Raw genomic sequence first — 16086 nt, forward strand, 5'->3', positions numbered from 1 at the left:
AAGCCTATCTAGTTTTATTTAATTGCAAACGTAGGTTCTAGCAAGGATGAAAACAGCGCGTCGAGTTCTAATTCTGTTACTGGTTATCTTAGTTGCCATTCCGGCCACTATGATTGCGCTGTTAACAACATCTTACGCCGATGCAACTTGGCGTCTGCTATCAAACAGCATTTCCTTGCCCTTTCAAGCAGAAAGCGTGCGTTACGATTTTCCCTACCACCTAACTTTACAGGGTGTGAACACAAACGTAGACGACGCTTCTTATATCGAGCAAGTCGATTTATGGATGAATCCCGATGTTTATCGCGATGGTAAATGGATCGTTGATAGCTTATTGATTGATGGACTTAATTTGCAGTATGGCGCGCCAAAGCTCAAGCCTTTAGATAACGTTTTGTTCCATCAAATCGCGCTCAAAAATATTGATTACGCCGACGAGCAGTTTTCTGGTAATGGCATTGACCTTCAAATTCAATCACCACAGTGGAATGGCCAGTTAATACCATATGGCGAGGTTCAACTTGCAGCCGACCAGATCTATTGGAATGGCGAAGCCTTTAATCAGGTCTTGGTCGACATGGACTACAAACCGCAAGACAGTACGCTCTATGGCACTTCATTTAACTGGCGTAACAGTCAAATTTCAGGGCAAGGCGAGCAGTATCCACAAGGCTGGTCTTTAGTGAATGTGACCATCAATAAGTTGCAACTCAATCATATCCAGCTCCAATCACTGCTTGCTAAGCCTTGGCAAGCAATGCCATTCCAGATTAATCACATTAATAGCTTAGACTTACTGAACGCCGATATTAAATGGGGCGATTGGCACTGGCAAAACTTAGAGCTCTCCGTAGAAAACGCCACACTGCCACTGTCTCCCTGGGAGACAACGGCTCAAGTTTCATTGCAGGCGGATAGCGTCCAATTCCAACAGCAAACCGCAATAGAGCCGCGTTTAAGTGCTGTTATAGAGCCTGGAAAAATCCAGCTCAACGAGCTCAGCTTAGATTGGCAGCAAGGTCGTGTGCAGGTTTCTGGGGTGTTCACTCCAACGCAATGGCAACTCGAAGAAGCCTCCATTCAAGGCCTCAAGTGGGCAATACAACCTGAAGATAACCAAAACTGGTGGCACGCCGCCATCAGTAAGTTAGATCATGTCACAGTCCAACGACTCGACATCGAGCGCAGCCAAATCATTCAGCTATCTCACAAACCTTATTGGCAGTTCTCCGGTTTAAACATCGAAGGGCAGCAGCTTGATCTTAAGCAGTTAGGTCAACGTTGGGGCCTTTGGCATGGCGATCTGGAAGTCAGCGTTGTCAACGCCAGTTATAACCAAGTGCTCACGTCTCATGCTGCACTTGCCATGCAAAGTGAGAATGGCTTTTGGCAACTGACACGCCTTTTTGCACCACTCGAGCAAGGCTACGTTGAAGGCGTCGGACAGATAGACCTAAGTACTCCGAGTCAGCCTTGGGCACTCAACCTCAATGCCGATGGTATTCCCTTATCACTCTTCCACGATTATTTACCCGACACACTGGCTATTGATGGTCTTTCCGATCTCAGCCTCGATCTACAAGGGTTATCAGGTGATCGCAACATGCTGGCCTACAGCTTATCGGGTGAAGTGGAAGCCAACCTACGAGATACCCGTTTAAAGTCCCAAGCGAATCATTCTCTCAAAGCCATTACCTTAAGTCCGCTGCGTTTAACCGCACAACGAGGGGAAGTCGCCATAGAACCAGTCACCATTTCAGGGAAAGCTATGAGTGGTAGGGTTTGGGGCGAGTTTGATATGGCCAACAACCCGCTAAGTGGCATTATTTATCAATGGAAAGAGTCGTGCGGGAGCGTTGAAGGCGATCTACTCAGTGCCGAAATCCATCATAATGAGTGTTTAAAAGCACCAGCTCCAAAAGAACCGGCTGATGTTGAAAGTACTCCACAAACACATGAATCATCCATTGAGCAGCCAACTGCGATCGATAACATCAATGTGGAGATTCAAGAGGAAGAGCTTTCCGAAGAAATTGTCGAAGAAGACGAAGCATCTGTCACTGATCCCACCACAGAGGAACACATCCTCCCACCGACAGAGCAAGAAAGCGAAAAGAATAAGCGCCCTACAGATCAGTAAGGCGCCCTCTCAATTAACAACTGAGTAATTGCGAATAGTTCGGTATCAGCATATAGGTACCAACAAAATCTACGGCTGGCGTGTCGCCACTATAAATCACCACGTGAATGACGATGCGTGCTTTGCGCCCTGACTCCAGTCGATCTAGGTCACCACTGATCCCATCCAACGAAGTGCTCGCCACAGGGTTTTGCTCGACTGGTTGACGATAACGAATCGAACTGTCGGCCAACACAATATCACCATGCAGACCGCGCTCTTTAAGCAGCAGCCACGTCATACCCCACCCCGTCAAGGTGGCTAAAGTAAAAGCCGAACCCGCAAACATGGTGTTATGCGGATTAAGGTTCGGATTAAGTTGCGCACAGCATTCAAACTGATAACCCGTGTACTGGTTAATTTTGATCCCCATTTTGTCGCTAATTGGGATCTGTTGTTCCCAGCGCTGCTGAAGTTCAGTGCACCATTCTGGGCGACGTAACACATTCGCCATCGGATCCAATGGTTTCACCATTTGTTGGTGACGCACAGGACCGCGCTCGTCGGTCAGTTCACCACGACGCTCAAAGCCATTTTTCTCGTAAAAGGCGATGGCATCTTCACGGGCATTACACACCAAGCGCTTCGCCCCTTCTTGGCGTGCTAACGACTCTAGCGCAACCAAAACCAGCGAACCCATCCCCTTACTGCGGCGATTATTTTTAACCGCCATATAGCGGATTTGGCCATCATTATCCGGCGTAATGTATAAACGACCGATCGCCATAGGACGACCTCGGCCATCAACAATCATACGGTGATGGCTCATTTCATCGTATTCATCGCGTTCAGAGCCAATTGGCATACGCCATGGCTCACGAAGCAGTTGCCAGCGAAACTGATAATACTTGTTTATCTGATTATCGGTTTTGGGAGTAATGAGTTTGAACATATCAATCCTTTGAAAGCAAAACACTAATAAATGTCGGAAAAATCACTCCAAGCCAATTCCATGAGCTTGGAGTTAAAGCTTAGACTGTGGCACCGGTGTTACCAGACTAGACCTGCAACCAAAACGTCACCGGACCGTCATTCACTAAGGACACTTTCATATCGGCAGCGAAGCGGCCACGCTGTGTGGGTAAAACTTGTTCACACAAATCAGAAAAGTAATCATACAAGCGCTCAGCATCAGCAGGATGCGCACCGCGAGAAAAGCCAGCACGAGTGCCTTTTTTTGTATCCGCAGGTAACGTAAATTGAGAAACCACCAGCACTTTGCCTTCTACCTGTTTGACGTTCAGGTTCATCTTACCTTCATCATCTTCGAACACGCGGTAGGTCGTAACACGCTCCATCAAGCGTTTTGCTTTGGCCTCATCGTCGTCTTTCTCTACTCCTAATAAGACCAGCAGACCACGATCAATTTCCCCTACGACTTCACCATCCACACGGACGGCAGCTTCACTGACTCGTTGAATTAGCGCTATCACTACTCTCGCTTCCTTCATCTGTTAACTGAGATTCAGCGGTCGAGTGTATCATGTCTAAATCTTCACTCCAGTGCTCTCGCTCACCAAGCGCTGCTGTGACTTCCGCACCCAATAACACGATCATCCAGCATAAATACACCCAAACAAACAAGATAGGAATCGCGGCTAACGCGCCGTAAATGAGCTGATAAGACGGAAACTGCGTGATGTAGAGTGCAAAGCCCTTTTTACTTAATTCGAACAGTATCGCGGCGACAGCTGCCCCCATCGCACCATGAGCCAGGTGCACTTTTTTATTCGGCACCAGAATATACAAGCCAAGGAAAGCGAAAAAAGACAACAACAGCGGTAACCAACGTAAAAACAGATTGAACGCACCAGATAATGTCTCGTTCTCTAAAATTTGCAGTGAGGTCACGTACGATGTCGCCGCGATACTCGCACCGACCATGATCGGCCCTAACGTGAGTACCATCCAATACATAGAGAATGAAAAGACTAAACGGCGCTTGTCTTTAACTCGCCAAATGTAGTTTAAGTTCTTATCAATGTTCGAAATCAGCATGACTGCAGCAATGAATAAAAACCCACCGCCAACCGCGCTCATTTTGCCCGTATTCGCCACAAATTCCTGCAATGCCGTATGTACAGCTTCCCCAGATGCCGGAACAAAATTCTCAATAATGTAGCCTTGCAACACCTCACCGACGTTCGCAAAAACGGGAAATTTCGACAATATTGATAACAATACCGTCAGCATTGGCACGATGGATAACAAGGTAATGTAGGCAAGATAGCCCGCGTTCACATTGACGCGATCATGCGTTAATCGCTTAAGAAGATACTTAAAAAACGCGACGCAACTTGGCAGTATATTGATTAATCTTGCCTTGTAACTCTCTGATAACTGGTTCATAGTTCATCCCATAATAAGGGTCTGTTGACCTTTTGAGCTGATTTTTGCAGCAGTTTGTGGGTTCTTTATACAAGGCAGAGGCTTTGAATTGTAGTTAACCTACCAGAGAAGCCGATAACGCAGTAGAAAGAAACCACAAGCGCTGCCCGAAGGGTTCGTCTAGAAGCGTTTTACTCTTTGTTGAGAGGCGTTTTGCTTAGAATGACTATGCTACAACCCTCTCGCCGCGATTAAAACGCTTTTATATCGAACAAAAAACAACCACAAAAGGTCGACAGACCCTATTGTCGAGGACATAAGAATGCCTTATTTATTAGCAATTGTACTATCAATTTTCACTTTAACAGGGTGTCAATCTGCTTATTACTCAGCGATGGAGCAAGTTGGGTACCATAAACGAGATATTATGGTCGACCGCGTTGAAGATGCGAAAGAATCTCAACAAGATGCACAAGAAGAATTCACCAGTGCGCTCGAAGCCTTATCTGCGATCACTAATTTTGATGGTGGTGAGCTAGAAAGTGTCTACAACAAAATCAATGACAAGTACGAAGACAGCGAAAAAGCGGCGCAAGACGTTCGTGACCGCATTGCTGCGATTGAAGACGTTTCCGGCGCACTGTTTGATGAATGGCAAGACGAACTAGAGCTGTACTCGAGCGCGAAATTGCGCCGTTCAAGCGAACAAAAGCTACGTGAAACCAAAGCTTCGTACAAAACCATGCTTAGCGCAATGAAGCGTGCAGAGAAAAAGATGACGCCTGTACTAAATACACTGCGCGACAACACGTTGTACTTGAAACACAACCTTAACGCGAGTGCGATTGGCTCTCTACAAGGTGAATTTTCTAGTCTAGAGAAAGACATTCAGTTTGCCATCAAACAGATGAACGAAGCGATTGCAGAGTCTGATAAATTCCTACAAAAGCTCAATCAAAAGTAAATGATTCAAACCTCCTCCTAGCGAGGAGGTTTTAGTCTGTGACCTCACCAACTAAACCGATGACTCTTCGAACAAAGCCTACTCGTTCTAGCACACTGCCCCATGGCACTTCTACCACTTCGTAACCCAACTCAGCATAGATATCCACTAAGGATTGATGAATCTCCAATGCTTCTTCAAAGCTGTGTGGACGCACTTCATCTTGCACGTAAATGGATGCTTCAGGTCGACAAGTAAACACCTGACTATGGTACCCAGCACTTTCGGTTAAGAAAGCTTGGTCAACCTTACAACCGCCCACTTGTAGGTATGCAATGATGTCAGGGATGGCGCGATCAACAAACGCAACGTCATGACAACGCGCATCACTCTTTTGCTTGCTCATCAAGTCGAGACACAATTGAGCAAACTCAGGCAGGTTCGTCCACGGCAAGATACCGTCGTCTAACTGGCTTTGCTGTTCAATCAGCGTACGAGAGCTCTCTGCAAACGTCGCATACCCTTGCCGCTCTAATGCATTCAGTAGGGTGGTTTTCCCCGCTCCAGGGCCACCAGTAATCACGATTGGCTTCATGCTGATATTTTCATTCTCTAGATACAAAAAACCCTGAGCATAACTCAGGGCTTCTTCTTAATTGAATCGCTTAACGAAAGTTATTTCGCGCCACGAGAAGCACGTTTACGATCGCTTTCCGTTAGGAATTTCTTACGGATACGGATGCTTTCAGGTGTTACTTCTACTAGCTCGTCGTCATCGATGAACTCAAGCGCTTGCTCTAGCGTCATGATGATTGGCGGAGTTAGAACCTGTGCGTCATCTGTACCAGATGCACGAACGTTGGTTAGCTGCTTACCTTTCAGTGCGTTTACTGTTAGGTCGTTGTCGCGGCTGTGAATACCGATAACCATGCCTTCGTAAACTTCCACACCGTGACCGATAAATAGACGACCACGTTCTTGAAGGTTGAACAGTGCGTTAGTTAGCGCTTTACCCGCAGCGTTAGCAATCAGAACACCGTTGATACGCTGACCGATGTTACCGCCTTTGTGTGGGCCGTAGTGGTCAAACGTATGGTATAGAAGACCAGAACCAGAAGTCAGTGTCATGAATTCCGTTTGGAAGCCGATCAGACCACGAGATGGCATGATGAAGTCCATACGTACACGGCCTTTACCGTCTGGAGCCATATCTTTCAGCTCACCTTTACGTAGGCCGATATTCTCCATGATACCGCCTTGGTGCTCTTCCATTACGTCGATAGTTACCGTTTCAAACGGTTCCATTAGCTGACCATCTTCTTCTTTGATGATTACTTCTGGACGAGATACGGCAAGCTCGAAGCCTTCACGACGCATGTTTTCGATCAGGATAGACAGGTGAAGCTCACCACGGCCTGATACGCGGAATTTGTCTGGATCGTCTGTTTGCTCAACGCGCAGTGCAACGTTGTGTACCAGTTCCTTCTCTAGACGCTCAAGGATGTTACGTGAAGTGACGAACTTACCTTCTTTACCAGCGAATGGAGACGTGTTTACTTGGAACGTCATGGTTACTGTTGGTTCATCAACAGACAGTGCTGGTAGTGCTTCTACTGCGTTTTGTGCACAGATAGTGTCAGAGATTTTAAGCTCGCCAAGACCAGTGATTGCAATGATATCACCCGCGTTAGCTTGCTCAACTTCGTGACGCTCTAGGCCTAGGTAGCCCATTACTGTGCCCACTTTACCGTTGCGAGTTTTGCCGTCTGCACCAACAACCGTTACTTGCTGGTTTGGCTTAACGCTACCACGAGTTACACGGCCAACGCCGATAACGCCAACGTAAGAGCTGTAATCCAACTGAGAGATTTGCATCTGTAGTGGACCATCTAGGTCAACTTCTGGTGCAGCTACTTCGCCAACGATAGTTTCGAATAGCGGTTCCATGTTCTCGCCAGTTTCGCCTTCTTCTAGAGAAGCCCAACCGTTAAGAGCAGAAGCGTAAACCACTTTAAAGTCTAACTGTTCGTCAGAAGCACCTAGGTTGTCGAATAGGTCGAACACTTGGTCCATAACCCAATCAGGACGTGCGCCAGGGCGGTCAATCTTGTTGATAACAACGATTGGTTTTAGACCATGAGCAAACGCTTTTTGTGTTACGAAACGCGTTTGAGGCATTGGACCATCAACCGCGTCAACGATAAGTAGTACAGAGTCTACCATCGACATGATACGTTCAACTTCGCCACCGAAGTCCGCGTGTCCCGGAGTATCTACGATGTTGATACGGTAATCGTTCCAGTCGATTGCTGTGTTTTTAGCAAGAATGGTAATACCGCGCTCTTTCTCGATGTCGTTCGAGTCCATGACTCGCTCTTCAGCTTCACCGCGAGACTCAAGCGTGCCTGATTGTTGTAGCAGCTTGTCAACCAACGTGGTTTTACCGTGGTCAACGTGCGCGATGATCGCGATATTTCTTAATTTATCAATCTGTGGAGTAGCCATGGATATTGATTCACTTAGATAGATGAAATGCCCCCACGCTGAGAACGGGTGCTCTCTGGCGACATTTGCTGATTAAAAAAACGGCCATAATGTACCAGATTTTAGCAAAAAGCCTAGAAATATGTGATCTACTCCCGAGCATTTCTGCGATTTTTACGCTTAATGCCCATTTTCTTCCCCAGAACGAATTGATTAAACGCAACTTTATTCCAATCGATGCATAATTCAAATTGACTCTTGCTCAAAAACTGGGCTGAATAAGCAATGCGCCTGTCACATTATGGTGCAATAATGATTTCACGCACCACAACGGTGCAAGCAAAGATCATTTTGGTGCAATCATCTGCACCAAGCTAGCGCCAAAAAACACAATTGCTTGAAATTAATGGAATATTTTTTTTGGCACGGTTTTGGCTTTAGTTAAAACAGCATCGATTAATGAAAAGTCAAATTGATTAATCAATGCCAGGTTTCATGAATAATTCATAAATCGAGCTTTTACCGCTTATTAACACTGGAGGTTATCCAAGATGTCAGTAGAAAACGTTCTATCGCTGATCCAAGAAAACGAAGTTAAGTTTGTTGACCTACGCTTCACTGATACAAAAGGTAAAGAGCAGCACATTTCGATCCCTGCTCACCAAATCGACGCAGACTTCTTCGAAGAAGGTAAAATGTTCGATGGTTCATCAGTTGCTGGCTGGAAAGGTATCAACGAATCAGACATGGTAATGATGCCTGACGCATCTTCTGCTGTGCTTGACCCATTCACGGAAGACGCAACACTAAACATCCGTTGTGACATCTTAGAGCCAGCAACAATGCAAGGCTACGACCGTGACCCACGTTCTATCGCAAAACGCGCTGAAGACTTCATGCGCTCTACTGGCGTTGCAGATACTGTACTTATCGGTCCTGAGCCAGAATTCTTCCTATTTGACGACGTGAAATTCGCGACTGACATGTCAGGCTCTTTCTTCAAGATCGATGACGTAGAAGCAGCATGGAACACAGGTTCTGATTACGAAGAAGGTAACAAAGGTCACCGTCCAGGCGTTAAAGGTGGTTACTTCCCTGTAGCTCCAGTGGATTCATCTCAAGATATCCGTTCTGCTATGTGTCTAGTAATGGAAGAGATGGGTCTTGTTGTTGAAGCACACCACCACGAAGTGGCAACAGCGGGTCAAAACGAAATCGCAACTCGTTTCAACACGCTAACAACCAAAGCTGACGAAATCCAAATCTACAAGTACGTTGTACACAACGTTGCTCACGCGTTTGGTAAAACAGCGACGTTCATGCCTAAACCACTTGTTGGTGACAACGGTAGCGGTATGCACGTTCACCAATCTCTAGCGAAAGATGGTGTAAACCTATTTGCTGGTGACAAGTACGGCGGTCTATCTGAAATGGCGCTTTACTACATTGGCGGTATCATCAAACACGCTCGTGCAATCAACGCATTTGCTAACCCATCAACAAACTCGTACAAACGTCTTGTACCAGGCTTCGAAGCGCCAGTTATGCTTGCTTACTCTGCACGTAACCGCTCTGCTTCAATCCGTATCCCTGTGGTACCAAGCCCGAAAGCACGTCGTATCGAAGTTCGCTTTGGTGACCCAGCGGCTAACCCATACCTATGCTTTGCATCAATGCTAATGGCTGGTCTTGACGGTATTAAGAACAAGATCCACCCAGGCGAAGCAATGGATAAAGACCTTTACGATCTACCAGCAGAAGAAGCAGCAGAAATCCCAACGGTTGCATACTCACTGAAAGACGCACTAGCAGAGCTAGATGCTGACCGTGAATTCCTAACAGCGGGTGGTGTATTCTCTGACGACTTCATCGACTCTTACATCGAGCTGAAATCTCAGGACGTAGAGCGCGTGAACATGACAACTCACCCAGTTGAGTTCGAACTTTACTACTCTGTATAAGGTCGACACTGTGTAAAATGTAAACACAGCAACAAAATATTAGGCTCGCCTCGCAGGCGGGCCTTTTTTGTATTCGTCAGTCAAGATTCGACGTTTAACATGAGGGGATAATAAAAATACGCTTGGACTTTTTACCTTGTAGGTCAAAGAGCTAAGCCATTGAAACGTGAAATCATCGATCAAAAGAAGGTGAGCAATGAAAGTTCAGCTTATTCCATCGCTATGTGCTCTCAGCGGATTGTTAATCGCCTCCATCGCATCAGCGCAGGTTGCTTATACATGGGTAGATAAAAATGGCGTGGTTCATTTTAGTGATACGCCAAACCAAGGTGCAAAAGCCATCGCGCTGCCAAACCTTGAAGCCAGCGCACCCGCTCCTAAGGTAGAAAGCACGGAATCACTCGCCCCTCAGACCAAGCTATCGAAAGAGCCACAAGACAAGCCGGAAAAGAAAACCGATAAACCTCTCCCATTAAAGCTCTCGATGCTGACTCCTCAACATAACGAAACCATCCGCAGCAACCGAGGCATCATCAATATTCAACTGGAAACCAATCGCAAGCTTGGTATCGGTGAACAGTTGCAACTGCTGCTCGACGGAAAACCTTATGGTGCGCCACAAAGCCATATGACGTGGCAGTTAAACAATATTGACCGAGGTACCCACACACTGGCCGTGCACGCGAAAAGAAGCGGCAAGCTTATTGCATCTACTAGCCCTATAACGGTGCATTTACATAGAGCAAGTGTTAAGCCGACCGTAAAAGGGGCAAAATAGAATATCTGGTGAAAAAAAATAGCATCACTGCGGTGCTTTTCACTTTTTCTTCTGAGATTTATTCGCCATACTTAACGTTCAATTGCACCATTATTGTGCAACGCACAATCTTAAAGCAAAACAAGGACGTAATGTGGATACCAGTCTTCCTAGTGCCATTCTCAACAACATGGTGACAGCAACGCTGATTCTTGATGATGGATTGGCTATCCGTTATGCCAATCCGGCTGCCGAGTTGCTGTTTTCTCAAAGCGCGAAACGTATTGTTGAACAATCGCTTTCTCAATTGATTCAACATGCGTCGCTGGATCTCGCGCTGCTCACTCAACCATTGCAAAGTGGCCAAAGCATCACCGACAGTGACGTCACTTTCGTTGTTGATGGCCGCCCCTTAATGCTAGAGGTGACAGTTAGCCCAATCACTTGGCAAAAGCAGTTGATGCTTCTGGTTGAGATGCGCAAAATTGATCAGCAGCGCCGACTCTCTCAAGAACTGAACCAGCACGCCCAACAACAAGCGGCGAAACTGTTAGTCCGAGGGCTTGCACATGAGATCAAAAACCCGCTAGGTGGATTACGTGGTGCAGCGCAATTGCTAGAAAAAATGCTGCCAGAGCCTTCTCTCACCGAGTATACGCACATCATTATTGAGCAAGCCGACCGTTTAAGAGCGCTCGTTGATCGATTACTCGGACCACAAAAGCCAGGTAAGAAGACACAAGAAAACTTGCATCAAATTCTGGAAAAGGTTCGCCAGTTGGTTGAATTAGAATCGCAACGTTCAATCGTGATTGAACGCGATTACGACCCGAGCTTGCCAGAAATTTTGATGGATGCGGACCAAATCGAACAGGCGATGCTTAATATCGTCAGTAATGCAGCGCAAATTCTTAGCCATCAAGAACACGGTAAAATCACCATTCGCACCAGAACGGTGCATCAAGCTAATATTCACGGCAAACGCTGTAAACTCGCTGCGCGTGTCGAAATCACAGACAACGGCCCAGGCATTCCACCGGAATTACAAGACACGCTGTTCTATCCCATGGTCAGTGGCCGCGAGGGAGGAACTGGCTTAGGGCTGTCTATTTCACAAAATTTGATCGACCAGCACAATGGAAAAATAGACGTAGAAAGCTGGCCTGGTCACACAACATTTACTATTTATTTGCCGATCTGATTGCGCTAATGGACTTCAAGTCGCATCAGTTTTTCGGTTTGCTGCAAGGATTACTACATGAGTAAAGGATATGTTTGGGTCGTTGATGACGACAGTTCCATTCGCTGGGTGATGGAGAAAACGCTCTCCTCTGCCAACATAAAATGCGAAACCTATGCCGATGGGGAAAGCGTTTTGATGGCGCTCGAACGCGAAGTACCAGATGTGCTGGTATCAGACATTCGCATGCCGGGCATTGATGGATTAGAGCTGCTAAAACAAGTACAGCGCGATTACCCAGACCTTCCCGTGATTATCATGACCGCCCACTCAGATTTGGATGCGGCAGTGAATGCGTACCAAAAAGGCGCCTTTGAATACTTACCAAAACCTTTTGATATCGATGAAACCTTAACTCTGGTTGAACGAGCGATTGCGCACAGTCACGAAAATAAACGTGAGCAACTCTCTCCAGAAGACATTCCTGCGGAAACGCCAGAAATCATCGGTGAAGCGCCAGCCATGCAAGAAGTATTTCGCGCCATTGGTCGTCTTTCTCGCTCCTCAATTTCAGTATTGATTAACGGTGAATCGGGCACGGGTAAAGAGCTCGTTGCTCATGCGTTGCACCGCCATAGTCCTCGCGCCAACAAACCTTTTATTGCACTCAATATGGCGGCGATTCCCAAAGATCTGATTGAGTCAGAGTTGTTTGGTCATGAAAAAGGGGCATTTACCGGGGCGAACAATGTTCGTCAGGGTCGATTCGAACAAGCCAATGGCGGCACCCTATTTTTAGACGAAATCGGTGACATGCCGTTAGATATTCAAACCCGTTTGCTGCGTGTTCTGGCCGACGGACAGTTTTATCGAGTGGGCGGTCACTCCCCAATCAGCGTCGACGTAAGGATTGTCGCGGCAACACACCAGAATTTAGAAAAGCTGGTGTATGAAGGCGATTTCCGTGAAGACTTATTCCATCGCTTGAACGTGATTCGAGTGCAGATTCCGGCATTGCGTGAACGTAAGCAGGACATCGAAAAACTTACGCAGCATTTTCTTATCCGAGCGGCTGATGAGCTGGGGGTCGAAACCAAAACTCTGCATCCGTCGACCGTTGAAATTCTTAACCGCCTTGATTGGCCGGGCAACGTGCGTCAATTAGAGAATATTTGCCGTTGGTTAACCGTCATGGCCAGTGGTAGCGAGGTATTGCCAAACGACTTACCAAGCGAACTGCTCGAAGAGAAAAAATCCATTTCGGACTCTGAGCATGGCAGCTGGCAAGAACAATTGGCGGATTGGGCACGTCAATCACTCGCGGCAGGAGATAAAGAACTGCTTTCTTATGCTTTACCAGAATTTGAGCGCATTTTATTAGAGGCCGCTTTGGAGCACACTAAAGGTCACAAGCAAGATGCCGCTAAAGTATTAGGCTGGGGGCGAAACACGCTTACCAGAAAATTAAAAGAATTGTACTGACAATCACTTACGTGGTGCGTTAACAACGAGAGTCGTTTGTCACTCGATATTAACAAAAATATCAGTACAATTGTGGCGCACCACCATCTATGTGATTAGGCAATGTCTACTGCTACGACTCAAATTACACTGCGTACCGCTGTTCTCATTCCATTTGTCATGATCTTCTTACTGGCGATCGGTGTCATTGTCTACGTCCAAAAACAAAGCTACGAAGAAGTGGTCACAGATATCAGCGACAAACAACTTTCCGTGTTAACCGAAAGTGTCCACGACCACCTTAATAGCTATCTGCGCAAGCCGTTTACTGCAGTTATGGCTCTCGCACATAACGTCAGCTATCACAACCTTTATCACCCTCACGACACCTCAGATATTCAAAGCTACCTGCTGAGTGCATTCAAAAACCTTTACCAATCGATACCGCAGTTGGATGTCATCGCATTTGGTTCAGAAAGCGGTGACTTTGCCGGGTTCCGCCGCGAGCTTTCCGACGATTACACCTTAATGGTTCAAGATCGATATACCGATGGTGATCTGATTATTTATGGCACCAACCATGTGAGTAATAGCATTCGAACGGTTATCTCTCCATACGATCCTCGCACTCGCCCATGGTATACGCCCGTCGCAGAGACTCAAACCTCAATGTGGTCTGAGATTTATACGAATGCCGATGAACGCCAGGATATTACGCTGTCAGCCATGACACCGGTGTATAAACACAACCAATTTGCTGGCGTCTTGGTGACAGACATTCGCATCAACACATTTAACGAATTTCTACGTGAGTTAAAATACAACACCAAAGCTTCGGTCTACATCATGGACCCAGAGCATCGTTTAATCGCTCACTCAGGCCCGGGAAGCGTCATCTCATGGGGTACAAAGTTTTCTGATAAAGGGCAGCGTTTGTTTGCGGCTGAAAACGCAGATCCGATCATCAAAATCAGTGCGAGCCGCGTTCGGTCGTTTGATCTCAACAATACTAAGCAACCTTACACCTTTTCATTTGAGCATGACGGCCAACGTATTTTCAGCCGACTAACCCCATACCGAGATCAAAACGGTTTAACATGGTTTATTGGCACCTCTATATCTGAATCCGAGTTGCTGGGTACATTGCCGAAAAGCCAACAAAAGAGTTGGCTAGTCGGGTTTATCGTCAGCTTATTTGGTATCGCCATCAGTTGGATCATTTTCAACCGAGTCACCAGGCCGATTAACGCGACGGCTGACGCCGCCCAACACCTTGCGAATGGCGATTGGGACAGCAGTATGCCAAAACCTGGTTATGTGTATGAGACAACGGTACTTGTGCATGCCTTTAATGAGATGACGAGTAACCTCAGAGCCTCATTTAAAGCGTTGCGTGAGCAGTTGGTTTATGACTCTCTGACACGCTTATACAGTCGTCAAGGCTTGGTCGAAATCTGTGAGAACCAATCTCACCTGTGCCACGGCAGTTTGTTTTTACTTGGTATCAACAAATTTAGAGATATCAACGACAGTGTGGGTCATCATAACGGTGATCAACTGTTGGTCAGCATCGCAGAAAGGCTAAAACAAGAGTTTAGTGATAACGCGTTACTGGCTCGGATTGGTGGTGATGAGTTCGCAGTGTTTCTCTCAAACGCCGATACTGAAGCCAAAGTTAAACAAACCGAGCGTCGATTACAGCAACTCTTTTCCACCCCATTTATGGTGGAAGGTGAGAATGTAGTGATGAAGATTTCACTTGGCATTGTGCAAACCCAACCAAATGAAACCATGCCGCTGTGGCTTCGCAACGCCAGCATCGCATTAAGCTACGCCAAGCAAGACTCACTGACCGGTGTCTGTCATTACAGCCCTGAACTGGCAAGCGCTTCAAAGTTCCGCACCCAAATGCTGACTAAGATTCAAACTGGCATCGAAAACCAAGAGTTTGTCCCTCATTATCAACCTATTGTGGATCTCGCTAGTGGTAATGTGTGTGGCGCAGAAGCGCTGGCGCGCTGGCACAGTGACTCAGGAATGGTGTCACCATTAGATTTTATTCCAATCGCAGAAGAAAGCGGCATGATCAAAGCCATTGGCCAACAAATTCTGTTACAAGCTTGCCGCGATACATACCAAGCCATTCAAAGTAATCAGTGGCCATCAGACTTCCAACTGCATGTGAACATCTCCGTTAATCAACTGTCCTGCCCTGATTTTGTCGATACAGTGACCAACGTATTGGATATCACAAAATTACCCGCCAGTAACCTAACACTGGAGATCACCGAGTCGCGCATTATTGATAGCGCACCAACCACACTGGAAAATATGACCAAACTGCGTGATATGGGGATTGGGGTCGCGATCGATGATTTCGGTACCGGTTACTCATCACTGGGTTATCTTCACTCACTGCCATTTACTTGTTTGAAGATTGATCGCACCTTCATCAATCAACTCACGCAAGAAAACTTAGACAGTTCGGTCGTTGCTGCGGTCATCAATATCACCGCGGGCCTCAAAACCAATGTCGTCGCAGAAGGCGTAGAGGATAGCAATCAAGCACAATTACTGCGCTCTTTAGGCTGCAACCAAGTGCAAGGCTTCTATTACAGCCGTCCAATGCCACTAGAAGAGTGGCCAACACATTTGGTTAACATGAAGTAGAAAAGAGCGAGAATCGTTGATTTCCTAGTCATCCTCTACTGACAATCTACCTAACTGTTATTTATACTTAACTGCAAATCTTACCCATGTATTGTCACAGATGATGTTTGGGCCCTGTTCCAG

At 46.6% G+C, this 16086-nt stretch carries 12 protein-coding genes; 7 read left to right on the forward strand and 5 right to left on the reverse strand.

Annotation, left to right across the window (positions count from 1 at the left end; genetic code table 11):
* Positions 1–46: 46 nt before the first annotated feature.
* Positions 47–2140 carry an AsmA family protein gene (locus OO778_RS15875; protein WP_074191888.1) on the forward strand — a complete coding sequence of 698 codons (2094 nt, stop codon included), beginning with the start codon at positions 47–49 and terminating at the stop codon, positions 2138–2140.
* A 13-nt stretch (positions 2141–2153) separates the two neighbouring features.
* On the opposite strand, the gene OO778_RS15880 is transcribed toward OO778_RS15875, so the two are convergent.
* The 3 genes from OO778_RS15880 to OO778_RS15890 form a co-directional block, all read right to left on the reverse strand.
* Positions 2154–3071, reverse strand: a complete 918-nt coding sequence (locus OO778_RS15880; RefSeq protein WP_005395003.1) for a bifunctional GNAT family N-acetyltransferase/hotdog fold thioesterase — start codon at positions 3069–3071, stop codon at positions 2154–2156.
* Positions 3072–3177: 106 nt separating this feature from the next.
* Positions 3178–3612, reverse strand: coding sequence for a D-aminoacyl-tRNA deacylase (gene dtd / locus OO778_RS15885; RefSeq protein ID WP_012841223.1), 435 nt, complete (start codon positions 3610–3612; stop codon positions 3178–3180).
* A complete protein-coding gene (locus OO778_RS15890; RefSeq protein ID WP_139060257.1) occupies positions 3584–4528 on the reverse strand; it encodes a virulence factor BrkB family protein in 945 nt (314 codons plus the stop codon). Before OO778_RS15890 ends, dtd begins: the two co-directional genes overlap by 29 nt.
* 301 nt (positions 4529–4829) lie before the next feature.
* Between OO778_RS15890 and OO778_RS15895 the strand changes: the two genes are divergently transcribed.
* Positions 4830–5471: a DUF2959 domain-containing protein gene (locus OO778_RS15895; protein ID WP_031780441.1), complete on the forward strand. Its 642-nt coding sequence runs from the start codon at positions 4830–4832 to the stop codon at positions 5469–5471.
* A 31-nt stretch (positions 5472–5502) separates the two neighbouring features.
* Here OO778_RS15895 and OO778_RS15900 read toward each other — a convergent pair whose 3' ends face one another.
* Both OO778_RS15900 and typA read right to left on the reverse strand, forming a co-directional pair.
* The gene (locus OO778_RS15900) at positions 5503–6045 is read right to left on the reverse strand and encodes an AAA family ATPase (RefSeq protein ID WP_012841224.1); all 543 of its coding nucleotides are present in this window, start codon (positions 6043–6045) and stop codon (positions 5503–5505) included.
* 80 nt (positions 6046–6125) lie between these two features.
* On the reverse strand, positions 6126–7955 hold the full coding sequence (gene typA, locus OO778_RS15905) for a translational GTPase TypA (protein ID WP_046874152.1): 1830 nt from the start codon (positions 7953–7955) through the stop codon (positions 6126–6128).
* Positions 7956–8485: 530 nt separating this feature from the next.
* Between typA and glnA the strand changes: the two genes are divergently transcribed.
* The 5 genes from glnA to OO778_RS15930 all read left to right on the forward strand — a co-directional run bounded on the left by glnA (position 8486) and on the right by OO778_RS15930 (position 15963).
* The gene (gene glnA / locus OO778_RS15910; RefSeq protein WP_005395023.1) at positions 8486–9895 is read left to right on the forward strand and encodes a glutamate--ammonia ligase; all 1410 of its coding nucleotides are present in this window, start codon (positions 8486–8488) and stop codon (positions 9893–9895) included.
* A gap of 196 nt (positions 9896–10091) precedes the next feature.
* Complete coding sequence (locus OO778_RS15915) at positions 10092–10673, forward strand: DUF4124 domain-containing protein (protein ID WP_074191887.1); 582 nt, start codon at positions 10092–10094, stop codon at positions 10671–10673.
* 169 nt (positions 10674–10842) lie between these two features.
* Positions 10843–11853, forward strand: coding sequence for a nitrogen regulation protein NR(II) (glnL, locus tag OO778_RS15920; RefSeq protein ID WP_234702571.1), 1011 nt, complete (start codon positions 10843–10845; stop codon positions 11851–11853).
* Between the two features lie 57 nt (positions 11854–11910).
* On the forward strand, positions 11911–13314 hold the full coding sequence (gene glnG / locus OO778_RS15925) for a nitrogen regulation protein NR(I) (RefSeq protein ID WP_074191886.1): 1404 nt from the start codon (positions 11911–11913) through the stop codon (positions 13312–13314).
* A gap of 102 nt (positions 13315–13416) precedes the next feature.
* On the forward strand, positions 13417–15963 hold the full coding sequence (locus tag OO778_RS15930) for an EAL domain-containing protein (protein WP_264910361.1): 2547 nt from the start codon (positions 13417–13419) through the stop codon (positions 15961–15963).
* The last annotated feature ends 123 nt before the right edge of the window (positions 15964–16086 follow it).

The sequence above is a fragment of the Vibrio sp. STUT-A16 genome (assembly GCF_026000495.1).
Lineage (GTDB): Bacteria > Pseudomonadota > Gammaproteobacteria > Enterobacterales > Vibrionaceae > Vibrio > Vibrio diabolicus.

Excerpts from the sequence above, each read along its gene's own strand:
- OO778_RS15930 (WP_264910361.1), top strand. The coding sequence starts at position 13,417 with ATGTCTACTGCTACGACTCAAATTACACTGCGTACCGCTGTTCTCATT.
- OO778_RS15900 (WP_012841224.1), bottom strand. The coding sequence starts at position 6,045 with ATGAAGCCAATCGTGATTACTGGTGGCCCTGGAGCGGGGAAAACCACC.
- OO778_RS15880 (WP_005395003.1), bottom strand. The coding sequence starts at position 3,071 with ATGTTCAAACTCATTACTCCCAAAACCGATAATCAGATAAACAAGTAT.
- OO778_RS15915 (WP_074191887.1), top strand. The coding sequence starts at position 10,092 with ATGAAAGTTCAGCTTATTCCATCGCTATGTGCTCTCAGCGGATTGTTA.
- typA (WP_046874152.1), bottom strand. The coding sequence starts at position 7,955 with ATGGCTACTCCACAGATTGATAAATTAAGAAATATCGCGATCATCGCG.
- glnA (WP_005395023.1), top strand. The coding sequence starts at position 8,486 with ATGTCAGTAGAAAACGTTCTATCGCTGATCCAAGAAAACGAAGTTAAG.
- glnG (WP_074191886.1), top strand. The coding sequence starts at position 11,911 with ATGAGTAAAGGATATGTTTGGGTCGTTGATGACGACAGTTCCATTCGC.
- glnL (WP_234702571.1), top strand. The coding sequence starts at position 10,843 with ATGGTGACAGCAACGCTGATTCTTGATGATGGATTGGCTATCCGTTAT.
- OO778_RS15875 (WP_074191888.1), top strand. The coding sequence starts at position 47 with ATGAAAACAGCGCGTCGAGTTCTAATTCTGTTACTGGTTATCTTAGTT.
- OO778_RS15895 (WP_031780441.1), top strand. The coding sequence starts at position 4,830 with ATGCCTTATTTATTAGCAATTGTACTATCAATTTTCACTTTAACAGGG.
- OO778_RS15890 (WP_139060257.1), bottom strand. The coding sequence starts at position 4,528 with ATGAACCAGTTATCAGAGAGTTACAAGGCAAGATTAATCAATATACTG.